General features: G+C 44.9%; 29 protein-coding genes and 4 pseudogenes. 15 read left to right on the top strand and 18 right to left on the bottom strand.

Annotated features, from left to right (window positions below):
• The first annotated feature begins 302 nt into the window (after positions 1–302).
• From P3339_RS13795 to P3339_RS13775, 5 genes are all read left to right on the top strand, one after another.
• On the top strand, positions 303–743 hold the full coding sequence (locus P3339_RS13795; protein WP_282950859.1) for a putative toxin: 441 nt from the start codon (positions 303–305) through the stop codon (positions 741–743).
• A gap of 15 nt (positions 744–758) precedes the next feature.
• Positions 759–1,481 (top strand): hypothetical protein, encoded by a 723-nt coding sequence (locus P3339_RS13790; protein ID WP_282950858.1) that lies wholly within the window; start codon positions 759–761, stop codon positions 1,479–1,481.
• A gap of 368 nt (positions 1,482–1,849) precedes the next feature.
• A complete protein-coding gene (locus tag P3339_RS13785) occupies positions 1,850–2,329 on the top strand; it encodes a DUF4265 domain-containing protein (protein ID WP_282950857.1) in 480 nt (159 codons plus the stop codon).
• A gap of 295 nt (positions 2,330–2,624) precedes the next feature.
• Positions 2,625–2,942 carry a hypothetical protein gene (locus P3339_RS13780; protein WP_282950856.1) on the top strand — a complete coding sequence of 106 codons (318 nt, stop codon included), beginning with the start codon at positions 2,625–2,627 and terminating at the stop codon, positions 2,940–2,942.
• An 11-nt stretch (positions 2,943–2,953) separates the two neighbouring features.
• Positions 2,954–3,145: a hypothetical protein gene (locus P3339_RS13775; RefSeq protein WP_282950855.1), complete on the top strand. Its 192-nt coding sequence runs from the start codon at positions 2,954–2,956 to the stop codon at positions 3,143–3,145.
• Between the two features lie 29 nt (positions 3,146–3,174).
• On the opposite strand, the gene P3339_RS23540 is transcribed toward P3339_RS13775, so the two are convergent.
• Complete coding sequence (locus tag P3339_RS23540) at positions 3,175–3,321, bottom strand: SymE family type I addiction module toxin (protein ID WP_353056831.1); 147 nt, start codon at positions 3,319–3,321, stop codon at positions 3,175–3,177.
• A gap of 164 nt (positions 3,322–3,485) precedes the next feature.
• On the opposite strand from P3339_RS23540, the gene P3339_RS13770 reads away from it, so the two are divergent.
• The 5 genes from P3339_RS13770 (at position 3,486) to P3339_RS13750 (ending at position 5,716) form a co-directional block, all read left to right on the top strand.
• Positions 3,486–3,917, top strand: a complete 432-nt coding sequence (locus P3339_RS13770) for a hypothetical protein (protein WP_282950854.1) — start codon at positions 3,486–3,488, stop codon at positions 3,915–3,917.
• 22 nt (positions 3,918–3,939) lie between these two features.
• Positions 3,940–4,431, top strand: a complete 492-nt coding sequence (locus P3339_RS13765; protein WP_282950853.1) for an RHS repeat-associated core domain-containing protein — start codon at positions 3,940–3,942, stop codon at positions 4,429–4,431.
• A 146-nt stretch (positions 4,432–4,577) separates the two neighbouring features.
• Complete coding sequence (locus P3339_RS13760; protein WP_282950852.1) at positions 4,578–4,859, top strand: hypothetical protein; 282 nt, start codon at positions 4,578–4,580, stop codon at positions 4,857–4,859.
• A 4-nt stretch (positions 4,860–4,863) separates the two neighbouring features.
• Positions 4,864–5,325 carry a hypothetical protein gene (locus tag P3339_RS13755; RefSeq protein WP_282950851.1) on the top strand — a complete coding sequence of 154 codons (462 nt, stop codon included), beginning with the start codon at positions 4,864–4,866 and terminating at the stop codon, positions 5,323–5,325.
• Between the two features lie 127 nt (positions 5,326–5,452).
• Entirely contained in the window at positions 5,453–5,716 is a 264-nt protein-coding gene (locus tag P3339_RS13750; protein WP_282950850.1) for a hypothetical protein, read from the top strand.
• A gap of 58 nt (positions 5,717–5,774) precedes the next feature.
• On the opposite strand, the gene P3339_RS13745 is transcribed toward P3339_RS13750, so the two are convergent.
• The 3 genes from P3339_RS13745 to P3339_RS13735 form a co-directional block, all read right to left on the bottom strand.
• On the bottom strand, positions 5,775–7,811 hold the full coding sequence (locus P3339_RS13745) for an acyl-CoA synthetase (protein WP_282950849.1): 2,037 nt from the start codon (positions 7,809–7,811) through the stop codon (positions 5,775–5,777).
• Between the two features lie 82 nt (positions 7,812–7,893).
• Positions 7,894–8,274, bottom strand: a complete 381-nt coding sequence (locus tag P3339_RS13740) for a hypothetical protein (RefSeq protein WP_282950848.1) — start codon at positions 8,272–8,274, stop codon at positions 7,894–7,896.
• Between the two features lie 9 nt (positions 8,275–8,283).
• Entirely contained in the window at positions 8,284–8,748 is a 465-nt protein-coding gene (locus P3339_RS13735; RefSeq protein ID WP_157533698.1) for a hypothetical protein, read from the bottom strand.
• A 192-nt stretch (positions 8,749–8,940) separates the two neighbouring features.
• Between P3339_RS13735 and P3339_RS13730 the strand changes: the two genes are divergently transcribed.
• The gene (locus P3339_RS13730) at positions 8,941–9,372 is read left to right on the top strand and encodes a winged helix-turn-helix transcriptional regulator (protein WP_282950847.1); all 432 of its coding nucleotides are present in this window, start codon (positions 8,941–8,943) and stop codon (positions 9,370–9,372) included.
• Between the two features lie 132 nt (positions 9,373–9,504).
• Here the strand turns inward: P3339_RS13730 and P3339_RS13725 are convergent, their stop codons facing one another.
• Together P3339_RS13725 and P3339_RS13720 are read right to left on the bottom strand one after the other, a co-directional pair.
• Positions 9,505–9,879, bottom strand: coding sequence for a SirB2 family protein (locus P3339_RS13725; protein WP_282950846.1), 375 nt, complete (start codon positions 9,877–9,879; stop codon positions 9,505–9,507).
• A gap of 340 nt (positions 9,880–10,219) precedes the next feature.
• The gene (locus tag P3339_RS13720; protein ID WP_282950845.1) at positions 10,220–11,581 is read right to left on the bottom strand and encodes a CAP domain-containing protein; all 1,362 of its coding nucleotides are present in this window, start codon (positions 11,579–11,581) and stop codon (positions 10,220–10,222) included.
• 361 nt (positions 11,582–11,942) lie between these two features.
• On the opposite strand from P3339_RS13720, the gene P3339_RS23535 reads away from it, so the two are divergent.
• Positions 11,943–12,080, top strand: a complete 138-nt coding sequence (locus P3339_RS23535) for a winged helix-turn-helix transcriptional regulator (protein ID WP_169337142.1) — start codon at positions 11,943–11,945, stop codon at positions 12,078–12,080.
• 438 nt (positions 12,081–12,518) lie between these two features.
• Here P3339_RS23535 and P3339_RS13715 read toward each other — a convergent pair whose 3' ends face one another.
• Both P3339_RS13715 and P3339_RS23530 read right to left on the bottom strand, forming a co-directional pair.
• A complete protein-coding gene (locus P3339_RS13715) occupies positions 12,519–13,544 on the bottom strand; it encodes an alpha/beta fold hydrolase (RefSeq protein WP_282950844.1) in 1,026 nt (341 codons plus the stop codon).
• Positions 13,545–13,835: 291 nt separating this feature from the next.
• Positions 13,836–13,982, bottom strand: a pseudogene (locus P3339_RS23530) (hypothetical protein); the annotation flags it as partial.
• Between the two features lie 373 nt (positions 13,983–14,355).
• On the opposite strand from P3339_RS23530, the gene P3339_RS13710 reads away from it, so the two are divergent.
• The 3 genes from P3339_RS13710 to P3339_RS13700 all read left to right on the top strand — a co-directional run bounded on the left by P3339_RS13710 (position 14,356) and on the right by P3339_RS13700 (position 17,737).
• Entirely contained in the window at positions 14,356–15,363 is a 1,008-nt protein-coding gene (locus P3339_RS13710; protein WP_282950843.1) for a zinc-dependent alcohol dehydrogenase family protein, read from the top strand.
• Positions 15,364–15,886: 523 nt separating this feature from the next.
• Positions 15,887–16,660: an antibiotic biosynthesis monooxygenase gene (locus P3339_RS13705; RefSeq protein WP_282950842.1), complete on the top strand. Its 774-nt coding sequence runs from the start codon at positions 15,887–15,889 to the stop codon at positions 16,658–16,660.
• A gap of 126 nt (positions 16,661–16,786) precedes the next feature.
• A complete protein-coding gene (locus P3339_RS13700; protein WP_282950841.1) occupies positions 16,787–17,737 on the top strand; it encodes a DUF5996 family protein in 951 nt (316 codons plus the stop codon).
• 165 nt (positions 17,738–17,902) lie between these two features.
• On the opposite strand, the pseudogene P3339_RS13695 reads toward P3339_RS13700, so the two are convergent.
• The 10 genes and pseudogenes from P3339_RS13695 to P3339_RS13660 form a co-directional block, all read right to left on the bottom strand.
• Positions 17,903–18,635: pseudogene (locus tag P3339_RS13695) on the bottom strand (IS3 family transposase); the annotation flags it as partial.
• Between the two features lie 302 nt (positions 18,636–18,937).
• The gene (locus tag P3339_RS13690; protein ID WP_282950840.1) at positions 18,938–19,639 is read right to left on the bottom strand and encodes a hypothetical protein; all 702 of its coding nucleotides are present in this window, start codon (positions 19,637–19,639) and stop codon (positions 18,938–18,940) included.
• 24 nt (positions 19,640–19,663) lie between these two features.
• Positions 19,664–20,341 carry a hypothetical protein gene (locus P3339_RS13685; RefSeq protein WP_282950839.1) on the bottom strand — a complete coding sequence of 226 codons (678 nt, stop codon included), beginning with the start codon at positions 20,339–20,341 and terminating at the stop codon, positions 19,664–19,666.
• 632 nt (positions 20,342–20,973) lie between these two features.
• On the bottom strand, positions 20,974–21,102 hold the full coding sequence (locus tag P3339_RS23525; RefSeq protein WP_083922827.1) for a transposase: 129 nt from the start codon (positions 21,100–21,102) through the stop codon (positions 20,974–20,976).
• A 16-nt stretch (positions 21,103–21,118) separates the two neighbouring features.
• Complete coding sequence (locus tag P3339_RS13680; RefSeq protein WP_157533701.1) at positions 21,119–21,274, bottom strand: hypothetical protein; 156 nt, start codon at positions 21,272–21,274, stop codon at positions 21,119–21,121.
• A 22-nt stretch (positions 21,275–21,296) separates the two neighbouring features.
• Positions 21,297–21,902: a hypothetical protein gene (locus tag P3339_RS13675; RefSeq protein ID WP_282950838.1), complete on the bottom strand. Its 606-nt coding sequence runs from the start codon at positions 21,900–21,902 to the stop codon at positions 21,297–21,299.
• Between the two features lie 476 nt (positions 21,903–22,378).
• Positions 22,379–23,479 (bottom strand): annotated as a pseudogene (tnpC, locus tag P3339_RS13670) (IS66 family transposase).
• Positions 23,480–23,795: 316 nt separating this feature from the next.
• Positions 23,796–24,050, bottom strand: a pseudogene (gene tnpB, locus P3339_RS23520) (IS66 family insertion sequence element accessory protein TnpB); the annotation flags it as partial.
• Positions 24,051–24,231: 181 nt separating this feature from the next.
• On the bottom strand, positions 24,232–24,375 hold the full coding sequence (gene tnpA, locus P3339_RS13665) for an IS66 family insertion sequence element accessory protein TnpA (protein ID WP_282950837.1): 144 nt from the start codon (positions 24,373–24,375) through the stop codon (positions 24,232–24,234).
• A gap of 156 nt (positions 24,376–24,531) precedes the next feature.
• Positions 24,532–25,455: a haloalkane dehalogenase gene (locus tag P3339_RS13660; protein ID WP_282950836.1), complete on the bottom strand. Its 924-nt coding sequence runs from the start codon at positions 25,453–25,455 to the stop codon at positions 24,532–24,534.
• Positions 25,456–25,699 lie beyond the last annotated feature (244 nt).

The raw sequence follows: 25,699 nt of genomic DNA, 5'->3' as shown, positions 1-25,699 counted from the left end.
ACTAGGGCTATAGAGTGTGAATCTTGTAAGTATGAGCTTAGGGCAGTGTTAATGCAGTTAGGAAAAAACTCAACTCAAGGCTTTTGCCCACAGTGTGGCAGTGAAATAGTATAACAAGTTTGAGCAACCTCGCCCGCAAAAATAAGCGGGCTGAACAACCTACGCGTTGCGTAAGCGGTACGCGAACTACATACTTTGATGAATAATGTGGTTCATGTACCGATTACGATCCGGATAGAGAGGCACCAAAAAATAGGGATGGAGGTGCTTTTGCAAACCTTGGGGGCGCAATTTTAGTTGGGTTGGGTGTTAGGACCTCAGAAGAGGAGCTTTTAGCACAGGGTATTGTGCTTCCGGAGGCAAAAGGCAGCTCTAAAGCAAAGAAAAATCGGGCAAAGTCAGTTACAAAGAGTCCAGGCCAGCTTGGGCGCGAGGGAGAAGCCGCCGCAAGTGCAATCACTGGAGTTGGAAAGAATACTCAAAAATTTGCTGTTAATGGTAGTGATAGAATTCCTGATCAAGTAAACGCGTCCAACATCTCTACGCGAAACCCATTGCACCTAACAGAAGTTAAGAACGTCAAATCGCAATCTTTTACTCGTCAGCTAAGGGATAACGTTGATCTTGTAGGACCTGGTGGAAGGGTTGACGTTTTTGTGAGGCCAAATACTAAATTGTCAGGCCCATTGAAACGAGCCAATGCAGATCCTACGAATCCAATAAATATAAGACCTGAATTATAAGAAGGTAGCGCCTTAATGAATGAAATCCAGATGACCTTTTATTCGCTAATTAATCTGTTTGATAGAACCCTTTGGATCAAACTCCTCAGTGAGCTCGAGAAAATATTTGGCCAAAAATTATCCCATTTGGATGTCAATGATCCGATGAGAAAGAAGGTTCAGGATATAGAGTCCGCTGCTGATTATATTTGCGCGATTGGTAAAGAAGAATCTAGTCGAAAACTATTCGGAAAATTTGGTAAATCCAAGATTGAGCTCAGCTTATCAATCTTTAAAGATGCAACATTTTTTCCTAATTGCCTGTCTATTCATTTCCCTGAGAAAGTCACTGGTGACTCTGAAGGTTTGTCCATGCTTCGTAATGGATTTGAAGAAGTTAATCGATGCTTGGAGCCTTTTTATTCGATCTGTGATTCTATGGATACGATTGCAAGCAAACGAAAAGCAACGGGTTATGCTGTTGACTTGCAAGCAGAGCTTATCGGTGCCTTCTGGCTGACCTATTTCAATAAGGCATACGTCGACTATTTTCAGGAATCCAAGTTCCAGGAGGTACCAAGTCGTCAGATTGAAGGGCTTGATGGCTATATAGTGGATCTTGGTGAATCACCATTTTTTGTTACGGTTGATCGTAATCAAGTTGAAGCGTTATTGGGTAAGGAGTCATTTGTTGACCCGACACTTGGTTATGATAAGCCGGCTGGTAAGAATGCATTAAGGTTTGATCAGTTGAGCTAATTTTCTGCTGATCTGATGTTACAAAGAGTGGACCTCCTCGGAACCCCGATGGTAGGTTTGCGAAGGTTGATGGGCCTACAGCTGGCAAGAAAGTTGACACTGCTACACGTCAGCGAATTCTGAAGCGAGACCAAAACCCAGATGATTCGTGGACATGCGCAACTTGCGGCCATTCAACGAAGAATCCGGCGAATATTCATACTGGTCACATAAAGGCTCGTTCCCAAGAGGGAGACCTTTCAGATGGAAATTTGAGGTGTGAAGGAGCGGCATGTAACTTGAGTCAAGGTGCGGGAAGTTCGCCAAAAGCTGAGCGTACATGTGCCGCTCGTGGTAGTTGTGGCGCACCTTACGGGAGGACAGATTAAATGAGTCATGATCATGTACTTTTAGCGATTATCGATGCTGACCCACATGGAGGGGAATATGTGCCTGCGCGACGACTTAGTGATGTCGAGTGGGAAATTATTCGCTCCCCACTATATGCGACAGAAGTGGCTTCGGGAGATATTATTAGAGTTACCAACGCTGAAACTGGTAAATTTGAGATAGTCAGGCGAGGTGGTAACGTTTGTGTACAGTTTTACCTTGGAGAGAATGAGGCAGATAATGTTAAGGTTACTGCAAGTATAGCTGAGCAAATAGAAGCTCTTATAAAACCCTTCAATGGAGGAATTGACGCTACTACAGCAGGGTTAATTTCGATAACTATCCCTGTAGCAGTAGGGTTCCAAGCTATTGAAGGAATTTTTGAAATTGCAGTAGAGAAGAGTCCTGGTGCTCAGTGGCAGTATTCCAATGTGTATGATCCAGTAAGCGGGGAGCCTTTGGGTTGGTGGAATGAATAAAATAGGTATCTCTTGCCGAAAGTCCCGATATTGGTGCTTTTTTATGCCTAACTAATGGGGCCCAGATTTACCTGACCGCAGTAGAGATCCTCAGCCCCCAATGAATGGCAGTTTGATCATAAGGTGCCCAAAAGTTGTGGCAGAACCAATTGTAGTTCGAGCCTACAAATTCTTTCGCGACAAGTGAATAGAGCTAAGTCTAATATTTAGGGGGCTAAGTGAGTAACGCAATTCAGAATATTAATGATTTGCCGTCAATTGATGCGGTAAAAAAATACCACAAGGCTTGGCGTTGGTGGACGCCATTATTATGCCTGAGTGGGAATATAGATATTTTTCTTTCAATAGTAATTGGGATGGAAAACAAGGCGAAATGATAGTATCAATGAGGAATGGCTCTGATGGAGAGTACTTTATTAATTTCAATGATGCTGGCGTTACTGGGAAAGTACTTTTTGAGGAGTCAGTGTCTGATGTGTCAGTGTCTCTAAGTCTTGTACCTAATAGTTTTTCTAGTTTTAAAAATGAGGCAGCATTTAGTATTGCTAATGCTAGCTTCTTTTTGGGCGAGAAGGTGGCGCGGCTGCTTGGGCTGCATCGCCAGAAAACTTGAAGGTTTATCCATTGCTGGGTTTTTTGGTGAATTGTGTTGCGGGTTATCATGGCTGGGCTGGAGATTATTATGAAAAAAACATCGACAGTAATGTATTGAAAGACGTTTTTACTTCATTGGCTATTATAGCTGATCAGCTAGCGGTATTAAATCCAGATGTGACGCTTGAAGATTTAGAAGAAGACCTTCAAGAAATACTTTAAATAAAGCCCGCACACGCGGGCTTTATTTTTTAGTCAACTGTCAAAACCAAACACCCATCCATGGCTCTAATCTTGATCGGCGTATCCACATCAAACCCAACTTGCCGTAGCCAACGCCCTTTCATCTGAATCCAAGGGGTAGTACGACAGCCGGAGCCGGCTGCCTGACTTATCATCCACGTTAGTCATAAGAACCTCTGAACTAGGTTGTTGTGATTAGCTAGGTCACGGTGTGCTCACACCAAGACCTAGCGCTTTATAAAATCGTTCCTCTTTAGAGGAACGCTCAAGCATATCCCTGAATTAGAAGATGTTCTGAAGGTATCTCTAATTTGGCGACTTGAGCCTCGGTGCCGAATCCATTGGGCCGGCGCCCCAAGCGCTGGCTAAGGTTACCGGCAGTCTGGAAGGGCACCTGCTCGCCGCCGTGCAGCACCAGTTCACCATCCCCCACAGCGACACACTGGATATTGATAGCGGCACTGCATTGAAAGCCGCCCTGGTGAAAAAGCTGCCCGGACAGGAAATGGTTAACCTCAATGTCACCACTACTGCGACTGAATCCGGAGCCACGGAAGTTCAGGTTTACCTGACCGCAGTAGAGGGCCTCAACGAAGCACAACTGTCCGAGTTTAATATTGCCCTGATCTCCCAGATCGACGCCGCCAACGCCCAGGCTGACTACTGGAGCCAGCACTATAGCGGCAGCCAATATTTTGATACCGAAGGCAATACGCTCTCACTGAGCACTCAGGTATCCGCGATCCGCTAGCAGGGAAGAAAGCGAGAAAAACATGATGCAACAATTAATCAGAACCCTGCTGGCTGCAGTTGTCTTACTGACCTTTTCGGTAACATCGCAAGCGGAGGTGACCGTCACCTACCTGCACACCGATGCCCTCGGCTCGGTGGTTGCCGCCTCTGATGAGGACGGCGACTTGCTGTGGCGCAAAGCCTATATGCCTTACGGCGCCATTCACGCAAGTGGGCAGGCCAAGAACCCGGCTGTGGGCTATACCGGGCATGTCCAGGATGACGACACCGGCCTCACCTATATGGGTGCCCGTTACTATGACCCGGCGCTGGGCCGCTTCCTGCAGATGGACCCTGCAAGCGTATTGGGCCATGTAGAAAGCAATCCGATGATGTTCAATCGGTATGCTTATGCCAATGGGAATCCTTATAAGTTTATTGATCCGGATGGTCGGCAGGCAATTACAGCTTTTTCCCTGTTGGCGGGGGAAATATTAATCAACAAGTTGCAGCCTCCAAGGCTCAGCAGGTAGGGGCTATCGGAGGAGCGGCTGCGGCCATTATATTTTTGGGGCCACGTGAGATAGTATCCGAAGTGATCTCGCAGGCTACCGGCGCAGAGCTTCCAGGGATTAAAGGATTGTTTAAGAGGGGGTTGCTGCAACGAGAAGGGGCGGTAATGGTATCCTATGATACAGAAGGAGACTTTGGCCCACTTAATCAAACTTCAAATATAACCGCTGGTCATAATCGAGCTGGAAACCCTCAGCTAAAAATCAATCAAGGCGATGGCAGTATTAAAATTATTTCTGCTGATAGGGTGAAGATTGACTTGCCTGAGCCACGAGCAAAGAAGGGCTTTAAACCGGCTAAGTTCGAGAATGCTATTCCAGGCACAAAAGGAAAAAAGAGGCTGCCTACGCAGAAGGAGTTAGGTTTGTTAGAGAAATTTGGAGATTAGAATAGTGCGTGTTGATATTAATAATTTGCTGAATTTCTTCAGATTGTTTCTAGAGAGAAACCTCTCTAATCTTTGTGACTTTATGGAGGATGAACTTATTAATGACTGGCTTCAGTCTAATTGGGAGATTTTAGTTGAATCTCAGATTTGTTTTCAAGGAAAAGAATTTCTTGAAGTTTATGGAGAGGGAGCAGATTGTAATGTTGCAAGTAGTCGAGTTTGGTTGCCAGATGCTCAGCCAACCCATAAAATTATAGTTCTTATTGAAAAATATTCGTACAACCTTTTAAAGGACAATCCTATTGTCAAGCCTGATGAAGGGCAAATAATTTTTGATAGATTTGTTTCTTGGGATGGGGAGCGCTATGGCTACAACGCCCCTTTAGACTATCTGCTTGCCGATAAAGCTGGAGAGGAATTGTTATTGCCGCTTGAGCATGTAAAATTTTCGGTTTGTCGGATATAAATTGATTTAAATCTCGTGGGGGCTGGCTACGGTTACCGGTAGTCTGGAAGGGCACCTGCTCGCCGCCGTACAGCACCAGTTCACCATCCCCCACAGCGACACACAGGATATTGATAGTGGCACTGCATTGAAAGCCGCCCTGGTGAAAAAGCTGCCCGGACAGGAAATGGTTAACCTCAATGTCACCACTACCGCGACTAAATCCGGAGCCACGGAAGTTCAGGTTTACCTGACCGCAGTAGAAGGCCTCAGCGAAGCACAACTGTCCGAGTTTAATATTGCCCTGATCTCCCAGATCGACGCCGCCAACGCCCAGGTTGACTACTGGAGCCAGCACTACAGCGGCAGCCAATATTTTGATAGTAAGCGGTACGCAAACTACATACTTTAATGAATAATATGGTTCATGTACCGCTTACCTATTGAAAGTCCCTTCGTTTCATGGGGTGTTAGACGATTTCGTATTTAAATGTATATGGAGCGAGCTGTTCAGAGAGATGGTTCTGGAGATTTGAATTTCCCTGAGTGGAGACCCTGGCAATAGTTCCAAGTGTTTTATCCTGCTCTACTTTTACCTCAGTATCAGCAGTGGCAATATCTGTATCCTGGTTGAGCTGCCTGATAATACCCTCAACACATAAGCGGATTTCTTCCATCTCTAGTGCAGGTTTGAATATTTTGCCAACTGCTGTAGTGGGGAGCACTGTGCGCAGTACAATTTTCTTTGGAATAGCTGCGCGTTCAGTAATGTTCTCCCTGGCGTAACTGGTAATTTCTTCCAGTAGGGTTTGGGCAGAGGAATTCATTACAATCTCATTCTCTTGGGTTGTGAGAGAATCGGCGGCATCATCCGATAACATGACATAGGCGACGGGGATTTCTCCCGCATAAGCATCAGGAGTACCTACCGCTGCCACCATGGCAACAGATGGGTGCTGACAAAAGATTTCTTCGATCAGCTTGGGTTCAATATTATGCCCGCCGCGCACAATTAATTCCTTCTTGCGGCCGGTGAGCCAAAAGTACCCATCTTCATCCTGCCTGCCCAGGTCTCCGGTATTTAACCAGCGGCGCCCCTGGTCATCGTGGACCCAAATCCCCCTGTTGTGCTCAGGATTGAGATACCCATTAAATACATTGTCACCGTAAATAATCAGGCTCCCGATTTCATTTGTCCGGCTATAACGGGTGAAATTCCCTTGTTCATCCAGCTGCGCACTTTGCATCATTTGCTGCGGTAAACGTAGCCCTATAGAACCCACCTTTTTGGTTCCATATGGGGGAGTAATGCTGCTGGCACAGGTGCCCTCCGTTAAGCCATACCCCTCGACAATCTGTACACCAGTTATTCGCTCAAAAGCATTAAATACTTCTACGGGCATAGGGGCTGCACCGCACAGGGCCATCTGCAGGGAGGATATATCGCATTGGTTTACTGGCTGTTGGAGTAGGGTGGAATAAACTGTAGGTACAGCGCTAAAACTGTTCACTCGATATAGCTCGATGATCCTCCAAAAATTGGTAAACACACCTTCTCCCCTGTAGCCTTGGGGAGTCATTAATACAACTTCACAGCCATTGATAAAGGCTGCAAGTCCAGTCACTATTGCTGCATTTACATGAAACAACGGCAGTCCGCAAAGAATCACCTTTCCTGGATTCATAATATCGCCTGCGACGAGGCTAATACTTTTCGCGTTGGCTAATTCATTACCGTGGGTATGTGTTGCAATTTTGGGTAAGCCTGTTGTACCTCCGGTACAAAAAAGGGAGGCAATATCATCACTATTAATGCTGCGTTTGAAATTCAAACGGTTGGAATTCTGTTTTTTTATGGCCGCTTGAAATTGTATTCGTTGTTTTCCCTCCAGCGACTTCAATTGTCTGCGGTATTGATATTGTATGATTTTAGCTGCAAAACTTTTAAACCCGCGGGCGTGATAGGCGGGATCTACATGGAGAATGCTTTTAACTCCCGGCAGGTCGGTCAAGATACTCTCAATTTTTTCGAAAAGATCGGTGCCGGGGAAAGGGCTCAGGGTGACAATTGCTTTTGCTTGGCTATGCTGCAACAGCTCTTTTATCTGTTTGGCTTCCAGCAAGGGATTGATTGCCAATACTCTGGCTGATGCTTCTGCCCCCCATAAAACATAGTGTGTTTCGGGCAGGTTTGGCAGTATGTAGGCTACGGTATCGGTTTCTTCAATACCAATACTTCTAAATAAGTTAGCTGTTTGAATGATGCGCTCGGCCAGCATTTGATAGCTGATTTTTACCGGTTTTTCATAATCATGCCCAGTGAGAAAGAAAGAAACTGCAGTTTGCTGAGAGTAGCGTTCACAGGATGCCATTAATGCATCAAAGGTGTTGCCAGTAAACTTTTCCGAGATCTCTTTAAGGTGAGTAAAATCATAGCCTTCTGGTTGCTTGTCTGTTCCAAGGTAGGCTTCCAGAGCCTCGATGTCTTTCAAGGTTGAGGTGGACATAGTATGACTCCCTGTCTGCGGGCTAGCGCCTGGCAGCATTGTGTTATTCATTATTCTAGGGTGTGTGAAAGTCAGCTCAGGCCTAGCCCAGTTGTCGGGCAAGCCACTCTTGCTCTTGCCCGGGCTCCGGCATCACAGCGCCTCCCTCGATAACCCAGCTTGCGGGAACATCAACAAGGTCTACCGAGCAGCGAGAGCGGGGGCAGCACAAAATCTGGGAAGCTGAGTTAACAAAGGCACTGGCCAACTCTGACTTGATTTTATCGCTACGGCCTGAGCGAATGGAACCCAGGATATGGACAATGTTTCTTGAGCGCAGGTGAACGCCTCGGCTGAATACAACTTGTACGAATTGTGCAGGTGCGCCGGTAATGGAGCAGTGTGCTTCGGTAATTGCGGATACCAATGCCTGTTGATCAGAGTCCAATAGTGGCCGTTTAGTGGAAATTGTGTATAGGGGCATTTTTATCTCCTATAAGTTGATGTGTGTTTTGAATTGCCCCGAGGCGCTTTTGGATTTCACTAAGCGTATTAGTGTCTTGCCAATAAATGCTATTTGCCTTAGCGGAGACATGCGCTTGCGATTTGTGCTTAGGAATTCTTTGCTGAGCGAATGGTCCGGGGCTGTAATGACGACCTCGTATGTATCTCTTCCTGTTACTGAACACCACTGGTCAAGCAGCCTGTATAAAAATGAGTGCCGTAAAGTATTGGTAGTTCCATCGGGTAGGGGGGCCATAAAGGTGGCCGCTGACGATTGCTTACCCTCCATAAATGCCTGATTAACTGGCACTTCCATCCATACAACCCTGGGTGCTACACGTGGGTTCATATGATCCTGATAAGCCAGATTAATGGTGAACTCCAGCTTCTGTTTTTCGTGGTTAGTTAAGGTCCCCTCGATAAAAGAGCACAAAACAATAGGTTTGAATCGCATTATCTGTCCATTAGGTTGCATTATGGAACTTATTAAGCGCCAATAAGTTCTAAAATGCAACTAAATTGTTAATAGTGAAAGCGTATCAAGCAATAACTTTTAGTTATATCTGAGCCTATTGAGAGGTTCGGGAGAGTTTTGTAATGAAACTTCCTATGAGACTATGGCGCCCTGGGCTACTACAGGACTGTTATGAGAGAGAAGAAACCCGCTGTTCAATGTGCGATCGAAGAGGCGCTTTCTGTAATTGGGGATCGCTGGAGTCTGCTTATTGTTCGCGACGTACTGAGAGGGGTGAACCGGTTTGACTCACTGCAGGAGAGCCTGCAAATTTCCAGAAATATTCTTACCCAAAGATTAAATACCCTGGAAGAAGCTGGCATTCTGGTTAAGATCCCAATCAAACCCGGAGCGCGCCGCATGCTCTATAACGCAACCCCGAAGTGCTTTGCGCTGGTTCCTACTTTGGTTTCTCTGATCGACTGGAGTGCCCGCTGGTCTGAAAAGCCAAATACACGGTGGGCCCGTGTCATTGATAAAAGGACTGGGGAGCCTGTGACAGTGGATTTGGTTGGAAATGATGGTGAGCCGGTTTCCCTGTTGGACTTGGACTTAACGTACTAGGGGCTGTTCTCGCCAGGTCGGTTGCGGGTAACCTGATTGAACTGGTTGATAATTGCCACTGCTTCTACTGCATAGCATGGGGTTACAAGATTGCTATCTGCCGGGAGACGTGTACCCGGCAGGAAAGATTATTTAGAGGGAAGGCTTGTTTATTGCCAAATAGAAAATTAAAGCGGCCTGCACTACTGCCAGAACAATCGCAATAATACGGGTACGCTGCGTAGAAGACTGCTTTAAAGCAAAAAAACCGGCGATTATATAACCAAATACCAAGGCTATTTTCACTGCAAGCCAATGGTAAATGGCCGGATTCCAGCTGCCGATAACTACCAGCGCGATAGCTGCACTTAGCAGAACAGTGTCATTCACATGGGGTATCCAGCGCAATGGAGTTTGCCGCCATGCAGTATTTCTGCTGAGATCCAGGCTGGTACGTAGTAGAAAGAGAGTGATACTCAGAACTGCGGCAAAAACATGGGTATGTTTTATCAGGGTATAACTAACCATCGATAAGGCTACTTCATTTTCCCGAGAGTAATGTCCGGAAATTGTAAATTGGAACGTGCTTGCTGAATGAGCTCACGCTAGTGATGGCAGATGGTAACGAGTAAACAGTCGATCCTGCAACTGGATTAGGGGCTTAAGTAAGCCCCGATTATACGGAACTTCGATACAAGGTAGCGATACGAAACGCTTACTCTGTTTAATACGAGGCACTTTTCGGGCCAAAGGAGGTACTGACTATTATGGGATATGAGTCGTAGTAGTCCAGGCTTGGCCTGACAGAACATCTTTTGAAAAACCGGTAACTGTCAGCTCAGGTATGAACTACTACATTTAAGGTATCCTAGTCTAAGAAAACCTTAATAACTGAAAAGTCAGAACTATTCTCTGCTAGATCAATGGCTTTGATATAGTAATCAATTTCAGAAATACCTTCGGGGATATTTTCATCTATAAACTCGGGTTTCCAGGTTCGACCTTCGTAACCATTTAAATTTGGAAGCTGCCTATATATTGCATAATGGCCGATTCCATAATCATCCTGTGAGTTCTCCCATTTAAGGTGTACAGCGCCGTTCAAAATTTCATAAGTGATGCCTGTTACATCAGAAGGCGGGGTAATGTCATCACTTTTATTACAAAGCTTTTCATATCGACCTAATCCATCGTGGCATTGATCAGGTTCATCTTGAATTTGGCCGCTTGACAAAAATTCACTGCTCTTGCCCCCAACACACAAATTTTCATGGCATTGGTTGGTATCAAAATTTGCCCTACATTTTCCGCATAATCCAATTGGGTCCTCATTAAATGGTTTTTTAGATGCATCCCTTTCTGGCCAGTATGTACACACAACCTGTATGGCGCCATCTTCATAGTTTGGGTTCCCAGTACCAGCTATTCCGGTATTGCAGTTGGCGACAGCGCAACCGATATATCGAGTTTCATTATTACAAACTTGAGCCCAATGACCACAATGTTCACCATAACAAGCATTGGTTTCCCAATCATAACTAGTATTTTCGTGATACCAATCAAACACTGCACCTTTCCAGGTTGAAATGTCGTAGTTGGAAGCAGGAGGGTTGTGTGTAAAGAGAGCAATATTTTCTGTGGCATATTTTCCACCTGCCAAACTCTCACTATTGTAGGAGGTTAAATGTCTAACCGAATCATAGGCATCTCGAATACCTTGAGGCCCCCCGTAATGACCATTGTAACAACTGAGCGCTCGTTGTTTGGCCATTTCTTCAAGCGCAGGGTCCCAAAAAACTTTGATCATGTCTGAGGCTGATTCTGGTCCGTTCATTCCGCTACCTTCTCCACTGGCACACTTAGAGCGGTAGTCATTATGTGCATCCAGTAAAGCCTGTTTTTCTAACTGCGATAACTCATGAATATAGTTATCGTCTCTCGGGTCTGGCTCCGGTTCTGGTTCTGGTTCCGGTTCCGGTTCTGGTTCTGGTTCTGGTTCTGGTTCTGGTTCTGGTTCTGGTTCCGGTTCTGGTTCCGGTTCTGGTTCCGGTTCTGGCTGTGGTTCCGGCTGTGGTTCTGGGTTAGTAGGGTTGTCTAAATCAGGAGTGGGCTCACCACCTCCACCCCCACAGGCAGCAAGAAGCATACAAGCTAGTAAAAGGGGAGTGATCTTCTTTATGTTGAGTGAAATCGAAAATATTTTGGTCAAAATTTTCACAGGAATATCCATCCATACCACCCTTGGCGTTACAGGCTTAATTAAAAGGCCTTGGTAAATTCGATATATGATTTGCTTCTGCGTATTTTTTTGAGGTCATGTAAAGACCCCTCTGTGGAAGAGCACAAAACAGTGGGTTTGGATCGCATCATCTGTCTCATAGGTTGCATTTTGGAACTAATTTAATGGTTATAAGTTCCAAAATACAACTAAACTTATTGAAAGTGGAAGGTATATCACAATAATTTTTTGGTTTTATATGGACCAATCGGGGAGACACAGGAAAGTTTTGTAGTGAAACTTCCTCTGAGGCTATGGCGCCCTGGGTTATCACAGGACTGTTACGAGAGAGAAGAAATCCGCTTTTCAATGCGTGATTGAAGAGGCGCTTTCTGTAATTGGGGATCGCTGGAGCCTGCTTATTGTTTGTGATGCATTAAGAGGAGTAAATCGGTTTGATTCATTGCAAGAGACCCTGCAAGGTTCCAGAAATATTCTTACCCAAAGATGAAATACCCTGGAAGAAGCTGACATTCTGGTTAAGATCCCAATCAAACCCGGTGCGCACCACCTGCTCTATAACGCAACCCAGAAATGCTTTGCGCTGGTTCCTACTTTGGTTTTTCTGATCGACTGGAGTGAAAGGCCAAATACACAGTGGTCCATTGTAATTGGTGAAAGGATGGGGGAGCCTGTGACAGTGGATTTGGCTGGAAAAGATGGTAAGCCGGTTACCCTGATGGATCAGGACTTAAAGTGCTGGGGCCGTTACAGCCAGGTCGGTTGCGGGTAATCTGGTAGAATCCTATATTGTATTCAGACCTAAGGCTGCTATTAAGGCTGCTATTAAGGGAGCTAATCTATTTCTGTACGGTACTTCACGAATTGAAACAGCGAATTCGGTCCATTCATAATTGAAGAAACAGCTGTAACTTTGCTTTCCTTTGCATCAATTGTTGGTGTCCAGGAATTCTAGAACCTCCTCCATCCATGTCTCCACATATACCGGCGCCATGGCATGCCCCATACCATCCACCCACAGCGTTTTTACATTTGGAATACGCGCAGCATATTTTTTGGCATGAGCGATATCCAAGAGTGGATCTTTATCGCCATGGATAACAAGTGTAGGGACTTCCAGTTTTTCAAGACGCTGCAATCGCGAACCCGAGAGAGAGATAGCAGTGGCCTGTTGAGTGGGTAGTTGGGGGTCAAATCCCTTCCTGTGACGTAACTCGTAAAGGGTGGTGCGAGTGATATGCTCCACGTCAAAGCCTCCCTGTCCCTGGAGAAAGTGATAGGTGCTGGCCATAAGCCTAACCATGCCTTCCTCTGAGCCACTTAGCCCGTAGCGCAGGAATAACCGAAGCACACTGTATTTAAATGCGTGCTCCACGGGGAGTTCGGGATCATTTACGTAGCCTGAAGACATAATTGAACTGAGGCTTTTCAGACGGGCAGGGTGTTGCAGAGCCATTTCCTGGGCAATCATTCCGCCCATAGAGGCCCCCATCACATGGGCCTGCTGAATTCCCAGGGTATTCATAACCTCAATATTATCCTGCATCATGTCGCTGAGATCATAAGCGGCCTCTTTACTCCAGTTATGAACGCGGCTGGAAGCACCGCAACCACGGTTGTCTGTGAGTAACACTTGGTAGCCCGCGGCGAGCAGGGGTTCATAGACTTTGGGTGGCCAATATAATGAAGAGGAGCCCAGTCCATTGATTAATAGAACAGTCCCACGGACAGGTTGTTCCGCAGGGGCTTTGAGTTGATACCAGATATTGATGTCCCCGGAGCGTACGAAGCCGCTGTCGTCTGACGCCAGATGGGGCAGTGGTTGGTTTAGGGTTCGTTGCAGGCGTTGTTCTATAGCTTCGGGAAGCGGGGGAACAGTAATGACCCAAACGACGCAGGAGAGGCCTAAAAGTAATAACAGTGTGCCCACTGTTAAAGCGGTTTTTTTGATCAACGTAATCCTCCTAAGAGCACCTATCCTGTGCTGCTGTAAAGATAAATTACAAGGAGTATTGGTTGCTAGCTTCGCATAAGTAAGTCACCGGTGTCACTCAATCCTTACGACATTTGTCATTTATTTTTTCAATGACAGGATAGCGAATGGACTGCTAGCACTCTTTATTTCTGTGCTATTGGCAATATCATCGCACTTTTAGTGGGTTTGTTTAAGTTTGTACCGCACTGGTGCCCGCTAGACTGGCAACATCCTAATAAATCAGATCAATTAGATCTGAGCCATCAAAGCCTAGTAGCCTTGAGGGTGGGGCCTGGATAAAAGGTTAGTTACCTGAGTGTGATCCATTTGCAGAGGTCCAAAGATATTTTCGTTCAAATATTCTACAAAGGATTTCTTGGTAACCTGTTCGATAACAGCAGATTGGATATCGTGTCCACTATTGCTGAAATTTAAGGTGGGATGGGCTTTAGCAGTACTTTTACTGAGTCAGTATGTCCCAATGAATCATTATTTTATCCCACCTATTGAAAATTGTGAGGCTAATTCTCTGTTCAATAAGTTCTCGTTTTACATTTCGGCAAGAATTTAGAGGTATGGAGTTGATAGGTAAATATTAACCTTTTTAATGTGAACAATGTTTATGCACTCTCTGGGATTCCAATTATGTAGAGTAGCTCTAGCTTTCTCTTATTCACAGTCTCGATATCCTTGAACAATTGGCATTAGTAAGTAGACTGCCAACAGGCTTGGTGATAGCCATCACCCTGAACCACCAGAGAAAATATCAGTAAAAAAAGGATACGGCGACATGCTGAAAGCGGAATATCGTGAACGTGGCCCAGTGCCACAGGATGTAATTGAAGCTGTTTCATTTGATGTGCCCGAATTAGAGGATGGCCAGGTTCTGTTGGAAATGCTGGCTGCGCCAATCAACCCCTCTGATGTCCTCACTTTAACTGGGCAATATGGCATGCTGCCGCCGTTACCGGCTATTGGCGGCAACGAGGGTATTGCGAAAGTGATTAAGCAAGGACCTAATGTGAGTGGCCCTGCAATTGGCCAGACTGTTCTTCTGCCGGTGGGAAGTGGTACCTGGGCTACGCATATGGTTGCAGATGCCAAAGGACTAATCCCGCTGCCCAATGATGTAGATCCTGTGCAGCTATCCATGATCACCATCAACCCACCTACTGCTTATCTTTTGTTGAGCGAGTTTGTTGACCTCAAAGAAGGGGACTGGGTGATCCAGAACGCCGCCAATTCTGGTGTAGGGTCTTATCTCACCTCATTGGCGAAGCTCCGGGGTCTTAAAGTAGTGAATGTTGTACGCCGGGCCTCCCTGGTGGAGCCATTACTTGCTGCGGGCGCAGATGTGGTATTGGTAGACGGCGAGGTTGATGGAAAGAGTCTTGCGCAAAGAGTGGAAGCTGCCACCGATGGGGCTAAGATCCGGTTGGGAATTGATGCTGTTGGCGGGATGGCGACCGCCCGCCTGGGTGAGGCGCTTTGTGAAGGTGCTACGTTGGTGAACTATGGTGCTCTCAGTGGTGAGCCTTGCCTGCTGGCTCCAGGCATTATTATATTCAAAGATATCACCGTACGGGGCTTCTGGCTGGCCAAGTGGTTTGCTACCGCCTCTCCGGAGCGACAGAAAGAAGTGTTTGGAACTATTACTGGGCTAGTGGCAGAAGGAAAATTATCCGCTCCTGTTCATGAGACCTATCCAGTCAAGGATATCAAAGAGGCCGTAAGAGTTGCGGCGGCGGGAGAACGCAATGGTAAGGTGCTCTTAGTGGGGGAGAATCTACCCAATTAAATTCTAATAAAAGACCAGCGTGAGTCTGCAGATCACAAACGCCACAGAGTTCTTGTGGCGTTTATTTACGAGATGATTTTTTGCTTAAGAGACATACTTATCTAGAACAGCTTTATGATGAATGTAAGACGTCTGGCTGTATTCATTTAAGACTTCTTGGCCGTTAGAGGACTCTTATCGCATGGCTCTTTAGCCTTGGCAATATTGCCCATTTTGCTTACCCTTATCCTTGCGTCACAATTCCTTGAGCTGAATAAGTTTATCGATTGTTGAATAATGGACACCTGATTAGACGACAGGTACCCGGAAAGTTGTGATTTACCCCATATTTCCTTGAATATCTTGGTAACTGGTTGGTGGCCAACTTTAAATCGAATGCCAGCGTAATCCTGTCCCAAAAGGTTCCTGCCTGCAGAAACTGTGACTACTGCCTATGGCATGAAAAGTTTTCTGATATAGCTCTTCATTGTGATGGGCTTATTGAAGCAAGCCTGATTGAGCCTATCGTAGGTGTTCAAGAAGAGTGGGTCCAACTATTTCAGTTCGAGGCTGTGGAACAGTTAAATATTTTTTAAAGAAAGCTGACTTACGATCAGTCTTGTCTGCCTGTGAAGAGGAGTTTGGAGCAAAAATACAGCAGCAAGTGATTGTTAATACCAAGCAGATGACTGTTCCAGCCACTATTGTGGTCTTTGAGCGTGTTAAACCTGACCGTATTCGGGGCTATAAAAAGTGGCTTGGGAAGATTGGGGAGGCTGCAGAAAGTCATCCAGGATTTCTTGGAAGAGAACTTCTAAAACCCATTAAGGGGTTACAGGATGACTGGGTAATTATTATTCGATTTGATTCCGAGGAAAACCTCAATCTTTGGTTGTCATCTCCCATCCACAAAGTGCTTATGGAGGAAGCAGAGTCTTTTCTAGAGCGCGTACAATATAAAAAAATTGGGAGAGGTTTTGAGGATTGGCTTGCCCATGCCAGAGGTATAAAAAATAGTGCGTTGCCTCCCCAATGGAAAATGGCGATGCTCATTATTCTCGCGCTCTACCCAATTATTATGCTGATCTCAATTTGGATTCTGCCTTTAATGGAAAATTGGAAGTCAGCAATGTCACTTTTTGTTTCTAGTCTTATTAGTGTTTCAGTCCTGACTTGGGTGGCAATGCCGATTGTGACGAGGGTATTTAGTTTTTGGCTCTCTGGAGGGGAAGAGGTAAAGACAAAAACGACGATTATAGGGGCGTCTATCGTAGTCTTACTTTATTTGATGGCAATCCTTCTATTTGCATCGTTGTAAGAAGTGACAATACTCAAGCATATCTATTGTCCATGAAATCTGCCTGGTTCTGCCAATATTCTCTGCCGGGTCTATAAAGTAACTTCAGAACTAAGATAAAACTTGGATTTTCAAGAGGACAAATTCGTGAAGAATCCTGTCAATCGCTCTAAAAGCACGGATTGGCCCGACATTTCATTTGCGCAATGGTCAGAAACGGCATCAACTTTACATATGTGGACCCAAATAGTAGGAAAAATTCGCTTGGTGCAGACCCCATGGACCAATCATTCCTGGCATGTGCCACTGTATGTAACAGCAAAGGGGTTGGATACTTCGCTGATTCCATACAATGGTAAGGCTTTTACTATAGAGTTTGACTTCGTCGACCATCAATTATTGATTGTAGTCTCAGACGGTAATAGCCGCTCTATACCTTTGAAACCGCAATCTGTTGCTGCTTTTTATCGAAAGATAATGCACTCAATGAAAGACCTTGGACTTCCAGTAGCAATTTTTACCACCCCTAGTGAAGTCACTGATGGAGTCCCCTTTGAAGGGGATGAAAAGCACTGCCATTATGACCGGGAATATGCCACTCGCTTCTGGCGGGCCCTGGTACAGATGGATCGAGTGTTTAAGGAATTCCGATCTCGGTTTATTGGTAAGTGCAGCCCTGTTCATTTTTTCTGGGGGAGTTTTGATATGGCGGTAACCCGCTTCTCAGGAAGGGAAGCTCCGCCACATCCGGGTGGAGTTCCTCATTTCCCCGACTGGGTTGCTCGTGAGGCCTACTCCCATGAGGTGAGTAGTGCAGGTTTTTGGCCCGGGGGAGGTGGTGTTGAAAGTGCATCTTTTTATTCTTATTGCTACCCCTCAGCAGAAAACTTTTCTAGTCAAAAAATTAAACCCTCCTCAGCTTTCTACTCTGAGAAATTGGGAGAGTTCATACTTCCTTATGATGAGGTAAGAAGGGCTGAATCGCCAGATGAGTTGTTGCTTGAATTTCTACAAAGTACCTATGAGGCAGCAGCTAACAGTGCTGCCTGGGATAGAAATGCGCTGGAAAAGGACTTTACACTTGAAATAAATGGGTGATTATTCCGGATTGTAGGCTGTGTTGATTTGGACTCACTGGAATATCACAGCATCTCCAGATGCTTGATTAGCGGAAGCAAGTCAATGCGCCGCTTAATAGCTGCCGAGAGTGCTATAGCCACTACACCAGTGTGATTGGCTTTTCATGGCAATACCGGTGAAAAGCAGAATGGTAGCCAGGTAACACCAGCTCGAACCAGCCCAGATATAGGTGATATCACCACACCAAACTTGATTGGGTTTTTCTACATTAAATCGACGATCAAATTTATTCGGTATATCTAAATGCTCGACTGTTGCTTTCTTATATCTATGGGCCAGGTTACTTACAAACCAAGCCGGCCTCATACATTAGCCTTCGGGCTTTAAAGCGTCCGATTGGAATTCCCTGCTCATAAAGTAAACCTACGATTGTACGACTACCTGCAGAGCTACGGCTGTGCTCAAAGAGCTCACTGATTTTGGAGCGAAGCTGCATTCTGGGCGTATCAACGACATCCTTCCGTTTCCTGTATTCGTAGTAGCATAATCGAGGTATTCCAAACGCTTTACAGACCTGTTCTACGGACTCATGCTCACTTAATCGGTCTATCAGCGCGTACAATTCATCTCGTCGGACATCAAAAGAGCGGTAACCTTTTTTAGTATCTCTTTCTCCCTTTCTAGGCGATTGATACGGACTTCAAGCTCCTGAATTTCCTGTTGCTCAGTGGTAAGTGTACTATTTACAGGTGCGTTACCCCCACGCTCTGACTCTAGCTGCTTCATCCAACGGCGGGGCCGTTGTACCAACATCCAGTGAGTGGGCCGATTCAGCTATTGAGTAACCTTGATCTACTACCAAACGAGCAGCATCTAATTTAAATTCAGGAGAAAAGGATCGACGTTGTCTACTCATTGAACGCCTCTATTTTCGGTGGCAACTTTACCGCCTAAATTGGTGTCCGGGTTTAGTAGACCACTACAGACTACTTGCTGGTTTATATACGGCCTAAGCGCAAAACCCATAAGACACCCTCAATACATGCTCGGCTATCAATGGGCTTTGGGCCTCCCTTCCTACGTTTTAGCTGGGGAATGCAGGGTTCAAATTTCCACTGGTCGTCGGTCAACTCTGACTTGAATCGGCTCACAACCACCCGTCTTTTTACTCTATGAGTGTGCGAGAATAGCCGATTGCAAGTTATGAAACAGCCTCTATTAATCTTCACTGATATTACACGGATCGACATGAAGATTCCATAAATCATAAACCCCTTGGGCTTGATCGAAGTCAATTAAATTAGGCCCCTGATCAAAATGGGTAATTGCGACAAAGGTGCGCAGGTTGGTTTCGATAGTGAACTCTCCGCCGCATTGACTGTTATCAAGATGTTGCTTGATATCAACCATTTGGTTGTCGAACGAATCGCTATAGGGGTAATCAGAGAATTCATGTCCTTCATAGATTGCTGAATCATTGACAGAAAAATACTGATCTGGAAATTCATGCCTTACCTGTGATAGCAAAAATCCATACTTTGTAATTACAAATGAGCCAGCAGCTGAAAACCCCGCATTCGTAAGCTGAGATTGATCGTCAACGACAATTTTATATTTGAGGTAGCAATTTTTTTCATCAAAATATTTTTCATTAGCATAATCGGCGTCGGATATGGCTGCTTGCATTTCTTTATTGGTGAAATCAATCCTTATCAAATCACCTTCGCCCGGAGCTCTTTGTTTTATCTCTATATTGCTATTTACGCAATCGCCCTCCTGGGCAATCAGTTCAATATTGTAGGGGTCTGAACCCCTTTGGTTATATTGATTGTCGTATGCTACGCTGGCATTCACGGCCCCTAAATTAAAACAGATCAGCGATATTACAAGTGTTACATACATTATATAGGCTTTAAGCATAATAAGTCTCCGTCTATTAATACATCAGGATTGTAAAGGTGGGGTGGGGTCGCATTCTTCAAAAGTCATTCTTGAGTGATCCACAAAAGCTTCGTTTATTTGAATAAAACCCGGTGAGTCGGGGGCATATTGAAACTCTGAATATATACTAGCCTCAATAGAGACAGGTTTGCCGCAATCGTCCTCATCTGGACTATCGCTTGGTGGATGTTTGGTTGCTAGAGTGACATCCAAGTCAAATGATTCTTCTCGTATTTCATTCTCTGGAGCTATCACGATAAGTTGTTCAGATTGGCTGAGCGAACTGTTGTTGTATCTAAGCCTGACCCGAGCTGCAGCAATCGAACTACTTTTAACGAGGTAGTTTCCTTTGACACTAAACTGCAATGACTTCAGACGAATGTTGTTTTTTGTAGGCAAGATCAAGACAAAGAAGTCTAATTCACAACTTTTCTTATCAGTAACTCCAACACTCTTTAATTCGTCAGTGAAGTTTACGTGCATATAGGGGAATCCCTCTGCATCGTTATCAATGATGATATCAGTAAACTGACAATCAAACTGTTGGTTTTGCAGTATTACTGCATAATTTACCTCTTTCAATGCTTCTTGTGCATTCGGTACGGATGTAAAACACAATATTGCAATAAAGGCGATCAATTTTTTCGGCGATAGTCGGTGCCGGTTAGTATTCTCCAACATACCAAATCCTTCTTTTCAAATAAGCTTCTAGTAAATCGCTGAATAATATATGTCTCTATTGTTAAACTTTGTCTTCGGCTTTCAGTCCAGAGCATGATGACGTGGCGGTATAGGTTACTTACCGCTACTCATAGCAATTAGCCTAATTTTTACACCTTATCTATTTAAGGTGATTCTTAGAATTGTGTGAATAATTGAGTTGTCATATCCAGCTTTCTATAGAAAAAAGGATGCTATTTCTAAAACTCTCGAATGACCAGAAGCTCCTCTCTCTGAATTTTATACCTTGGATTTTCGAATTCAGCCCCTTCGCAACACCGTTACTAATTGGATCCTAAAAGTAGGTCAGCAGGTTGGACAAGTGCCATTTCAGAATTTGTGCAACCTTATTTATCGGATTCATTCCCCTGCGTATCGCCCAGCTTTACCAGCGCTCAAAGAACCTCTCGGTTGTAATTCTGCTCATACATTGCCAAAAATTGCGAAATAGGTCTATGATCAAACAGGTGCGCGCTACTTCCAGGACAGGGTCCTTTAAATGCATAATTTTTTTCCGTCAATTTTTCGCTTACACTACTCGGAGTTGGTCAACAAAAAATATTTACTTCTAGATAAACGCTTGTCACCTTTTTTCAGTAAATCCCCCTGCTCGCTTGATCAACTGCCTTGTTGAGGTGCAGGCGAATATGAAAGCGGTCGAGGACAATGGTCGCACCGGGCAAACAGTGGCCAACATCACTGCAAAAAGCCTTCCACTGTATCCAATTTCACTTCTACCTACTCACCGGCGATATCAAGATCGACATCACTCATATTCCATTCAGATTGAACACCTAAGAGTTGCGAGTAGTGGTCTTCAATCTGAATGGGCTGCTTATCCTGATGTAACTGGCAGTTTCGATGAATACATGACCAATTATATTGGATTTTCACACTATTCTACGAAGAACCTCATTTAAAAACATGGAACACAGACAACTGTTGCTAACTTAAAGGTGCCATTACCTTGGTCGAGGTTTGTGATAGCTGGAGAAGCATCGCTAACTGGTCGGTAAGTTATTTCACTATACAGATCAGTCTCTACGAAAACTGATTGACCACACTGGCCTAAACCTGAAGTTGTAGTTGCGATAACATTGTCAAAACTGTCGCTTTTTATTTCTCCGGCACCAAACCAGGATTTTTGGTCTGAAAAAGTTTGGTTTTGATTGTTAACACGATTTCTCACTCTGGCTGCATTGATGGAATTAGGGCTAGTGAGATAGTTGCCAGCTGTTGAGAACTCGATTGCTGCAATCTTGTACCCTGGGAATGGAGTTATTTTATAGTCGACCTCACAAGATTTTTTTATGGTTGTTTGGCTAGTTCCACCTGCAAGAAGTGCCTGCATTTCATTCTGGAGAAAATCAAGCCTTATCACATTAGCTCCAGGGGGAGAGGTAATTGGTGTGTTCGCACAATCGAACTGTTGTTGAACCACATTAACAGAGAAGTTATTTGCATAAGAGGCGGCAGATGCCGTCGCTAAAATAGACAGCGAAAAAATAGTTAAAGCTTTCATAGTTTTCCCTTTGATAGGTTTGGCTATTTATCCTTAATAGTGCCTAATGAAAAGATAAGGATTATTAAAGATGCAAAGCTACTTTGTAGCGTTAGTTAATATTTGTGACTTGAAGTAATTAATATAAATGAATGACTAACAATTAGGAAGAGGTAAATGTAAGGAAAGGCACAAGAATGCGGTCTGGCTATAAATCACATGCCATAGTCTTTTAGCAGTTATTATTTGTTCAATATTAATGCTGTAACAAATATAAATAAAATAAGTTTCATCTCAGTGATATTTGCGGAGTGGCCTTAATGGGAATGGTTTCATCAAGAAATGCCCCCTAGTCAATAATTCACAGATGTAGCAAAAAACTATTTTAAATAAACGTCACCGATCCAAGTCTTTTGTGTACACATAATGTTCATTATGTGACGTAATCAGATACTCCAGGCTGCATTTAGGCTGGGTATATTCATAGCGTTTGAAAATTAGGTTTTACAAAGAGTCATTTTTTTGCCAATGGATACATTCAAGTTAGGCCCCTGAAGGCCCAGCCAGAAAACCCCAAAAATGAGTATCGGAAATCGATAAAGATGGTAAGGGCAAGGCTGTGGATCTTGGAAGTGCGAATCAAACTGAAGTGCAGAGCATAGTGCTCTAGCGTCATTGACCGAAGATGCAAACAGGAATTTTTTACGTGCCATCACAAAGGGTTTGATTTCCGGCTCAGTCAGATTGTTATCGATTTCCAAGTGGTCATCGCTGAGGAATTCACAAAGCCCATTCCAGTATTTCAGGCAGTAATTCACTGTATTACCCAGAGGAAATTTGAATAGCACTTGTAAATGGTGCTTATCCAGCCAGCATTTAAAGGAGGTCATAATGGGTTTGTATTCTTGCTGTCGTAATTCATGCCTTTGTTTCGATGATAGATGGTTGTCTTTGGCTTTCCTTTTAACCCGATAGAGCTTCTTATAAAACTGCATTGCCCGTTTTGCCAGTCCATCCCCCTGCGCTGCTCTCGCTATGGATTTGAGTTTTCGACGGGCATGTGCATTGTAATGATTTGGGTTTACAGCTGTCTGCTCAAATAACAACTCAAAAAATGGATCAGCATCACAATGCAGCGTGCCTTTAAAGCCGACAAATCCGTCATTTACATCATTATTGTGATCCGAGACATTATATTCATAGAGGATAGCTTCCTTTCCCGGAGGACCGCCTCGGAAACAGTAGGCATAAGATTTTCGGCTTGCTGGCCGGCCAGGTTCATTAAGAACTTGGAGTGATGTGGCATTCAAAGCCCCAATATCCTAGCCAATGACGTCATCTTTTAGCAAATTGATCAGTGGTTGTAGGGGAGTAGCACAATCGATAACAGTATGAGCCATGGTTTGATGGGTGAAACTAAAGCCGGCATGGGTCTCAAACTGTTTTTCCAGGTGATAGAACGGCTGACGATCATCAAGGTTGCTGGCTATGAGGTGGGCTAGAACGGATTCGGTAAACTTATTCTTAGGTAGGATATGCTTTGGCTTGGGAGCAATAACTATTTGGCCTGCACAGCCTTTGGGACAGGTAACCTTCACCGACAACTCGACAATCACCTCATATATTGGGGATATGTAGTTCAAGCGCTCATGACGTTCGTAATAAACGAGATTCTTTTGGCAGCCACACGCACAGGTTTTATCCTGTTCTGAGGCGGGGATTACCACCTCTTTTCTTGGCAGTTGCTCGGCAAAGATTTTCTTTGTTTTTTTATGACGCTTGTGTGTCGCAATACTAACCACATCGTCCTGGTCTTTGTCGCCATCAGCCTCGTTTTCCTCTACAGAACCTTCATCCCGAACTTCTGTACTGTTGAATAGTAACCCCTGGGGATCTTCAGGGTCTTCTTATTGCTTAGAGCGTCGACCAAAGAGAGAGCGCTATAGTTATTTGAATTGAAATAATAGCTGACTGTAAGCCTTTCCAAATCTCATTTCGCTTATAAAGGAGCCAAAATCTATTATCTTCACAATAGAGCATACGAATTTTATTGGCCTTTTTATTGCGAAAGACAAAGAGCTGACTGGGTGTCGGATCTTTGTGTAACGTATCAGCCACCAACAGCACGATACCATCAATCTGATTGAGAAAATCGATCGGCTGACGGTAAAACCAGACTTGGTGTTAAACGGCAGCCACATCGTATTTACAGGTCCATAAGGCCAGGAGTTTGCGCCAACAACATCGGACTGTTGATCACCAGCTTTATGCCATTGGGGAGCTCTAATACACGCAGGTTTCCCGTAGTGGCTGTAGGGGCTTGATATCCACGGGAACAAAGTCGGGGATATCAGACACAGGCGTTTGTCAGATAGTTTGCGGTACCAGTAGGGAACTGGCTGTAGTTTAGGTTGTGCTTACGGGTATAAGCGCGCTTGGATTGAGAGCTTTTCTCGTAGGCGCTGACATGACTTTGCCACTGCTGCTGATTCATGGGACTTCCCACCGAAGTTGATGGAGGGGGCATCATGCCAGTCTGCCAAAGCAAGTTGAATAATGTGGTTCATGTGCCGCTTACCGATTACTTTTAGAATGTTTAGATGATAAGAAACCGGGCTCTGTATAAGCCCGGCAGCTGCAATCAAACATTTTAGTTTGTAGTTACTGGTGAAGAAAGTTTAAAGTGGGCGAGGGCCCTTTCAGCAATCTCCTTGCCATACTCCTGCACAAAATGGCCGGCCTCTTCAATCTTGAGTGGTTCCGGGCAGTTTTTGATGGTACTCCTTAGCATTTCCATTACATTTTCACCGAGCACAGCGTCTCTCATTCCAATCGCCATAAAACTATCCCCGTCCCAGTCCTTGGACCAGAATTCCCGAGCTCTAAGCCCAAGTTCTACACCCTCCATGCCGGGATCGACCGGTACAATCGATGGGAAGCGACGCACCCCGGCTTTGTACCTGTTGTCGGGATAGGGGGCATCATAAGCCACTATATCGAAGAGGTTGACTTCAGATCGGGCATCGCTTGCTATCAACCCGCCAACAGGGATTTCTGGCACTCCGACTGAGAAGTTGCGCCAATGGTAGAATCCCTCCGAGGCTCCGTCTCCTGCTGCTATAGCAGTATTCATTACCAATAATCGGGTAAACCTGCCTGGCATATCCATAGGGAGTGTGAGCCCTAGAAGCCCTCCCCAATCCTGGCAAACCAAAGTGATGTTCCTCAGATCGAGGTATTCAATCAGGCGCATCAAGCTATTGCGGTGAAAGTTAAAGGTGTAAGTATCTTCGTTTGTCGGCTTATCGGACCGCCCAAACCCGAAGAGGTCTGGTGCAATAACCCTATGCCCAGCTTCGACAAATACTGGAATCATTTTCCGATAAAGATAGCTCCAGCTGGGTTCTCCGTGCAGGCACAGAAAAGTTGTTTCTGCCGCTGGCTCTCCTTCATCAATGTAAGCCATACGCATGGCATCGAAGCCTTCGAGACTGTCGATATAATTTGGTTGATAGGGAAATCCGGGCAGCAGGGAAAAACGCTCTTCGGGTGTTCTTAATCGCTCAATAGACATGGGTAACCCTCTTTTGCGTGAAAAGTAGGCAAGCGACTTTGCCTTATGTTGTTATCGACTGGACCCTTTACAGCAGAATACACAACTGTAGTGAAATATATCGGTTAATCAACCGGGCATTAAGGGTCTATTTGCTCGCCAGGCTTGGCAAGATCTTTAAGGTAAAGATACTTGACTAAGTTATTGGGTACGAGACCAGGTAGCCTTTAGCCCAAACTGGAAATAGGGCGTATTGGGACAGATG

It is taken from the genome of Microbulbifer sp. MLAF003, from assembly GCF_030012965.1.
In the GTDB taxonomy this organism is placed as follows: Bacteria; Pseudomonadota; Gammaproteobacteria; order Pseudomonadales; family Cellvibrionaceae; genus Microbulbifer; species Microbulbifer variabilis.
The sequence above is the reverse complement of the archived record's forward strand: the minus strand, read 5'-3'. Positions and strand labels throughout refer to the sequence as shown.

What these genes read in the sequence shown, in the direction of transcription:
- P3339_RS13790 (WP_282950858.1), top strand. Translation starts at nt 759, where the DNA reads ATGAATGAAATCCAGATGACCTTTTATTCGCTAATTAATCTGTTTGAT.
- P3339_RS13785 (WP_282950857.1), top strand. Translation starts at nt 1,850, where the DNA reads ATGAGTCATGATCATGTACTTTTAGCGATTATCGATGCTGACCCACAT.
- P3339_RS23540 (WP_353056831.1), bottom strand. Translation starts at nt 3,321, where the DNA reads ATGATAAGTCAGGCAGCCGGCTCCGGCTGTCGTACTACCCCTTGGATT.
- P3339_RS13765 (WP_282950853.1), top strand. Translation starts at nt 3,940, where the DNA reads ATGATGCAACAATTAATCAGAACCCTGCTGGCTGCAGTTGTCTTACTG.
- P3339_RS13760 (WP_282950852.1), top strand. Translation starts at nt 4,578, where the DNA reads ATGGTATCCTATGATACAGAAGGAGACTTTGGCCCACTTAATCAAACT.
- P3339_RS13745 (WP_282950849.1), bottom strand. Translation starts at nt 7,811, where the DNA reads ATGTCCACCTCAACCTTGAAAGACATCGAGGCTCTGGAAGCCTACCTT.
- P3339_RS13740 (WP_282950848.1), bottom strand. Translation starts at nt 8,274, where the DNA reads ATGCCCCTATACACAATTTCCACTAAACGGCCACTATTGGACTCTGAT.
- P3339_RS13735 (WP_157533698.1), bottom strand. Translation starts at nt 8,748, where the DNA reads ATGCGATTCAAACCTATTGTTTTGTGCTCTTTTATCGAGGGGACCTTA.
- P3339_RS13730 (WP_282950847.1), top strand. Translation starts at nt 8,941, where the DNA reads ATGAGAGAGAAGAAACCCGCTGTTCAATGTGCGATCGAAGAGGCGCTT.
- P3339_RS13725 (WP_282950846.1), bottom strand. Translation starts at nt 9,879, where the DNA reads ATGGTTAGTTATACCCTGATAAAACATACCCATGTTTTTGCCGCAGTT.
- P3339_RS13720 (WP_282950845.1), bottom strand. Translation starts at nt 11,581, where the DNA reads ATGGATATTCCTGTGAAAATTTTGACCAAAATATTTTCGATTTCACTC.
- P3339_RS13710 (WP_282950843.1), top strand. Translation starts at nt 14,356, where the DNA reads ATGCTGAAAGCGGAATATCGTGAACGTGGCCCAGTGCCACAGGATGTA.
- P3339_RS13690 (WP_282950840.1), bottom strand. Translation starts at nt 19,639, where the DNA reads ATGCTTAAAGCCTATATAATGTATGTAACACTTGTAATATCGCTGATC.
- P3339_RS13685 (WP_282950839.1), bottom strand. Translation starts at nt 20,341, where the DNA reads ATGTTGGAGAATACTAACCGGCACCGACTATCGCCGAAAAAATTGATC.
- P3339_RS13675 (WP_282950838.1), bottom strand. Translation starts at nt 21,902, where the DNA reads ATGAAAGCTTTAACTATTTTTTCGCTGTCTATTTTAGCGACGGCATCT.
- tnpA (WP_282950837.1), bottom strand. Translation starts at nt 24,375, where the DNA reads ATGAATCAGCAGCAGTGGCAAAGTCATGTCAGCGCCTACGAGAAAAGC.
- P3339_RS13660 (WP_282950836.1), bottom strand. Translation starts at nt 25,455, where the DNA reads ATGTCTATTGAGCGATTAAGAACACCCGAAGAGCGTTTTTCCCTGCTG.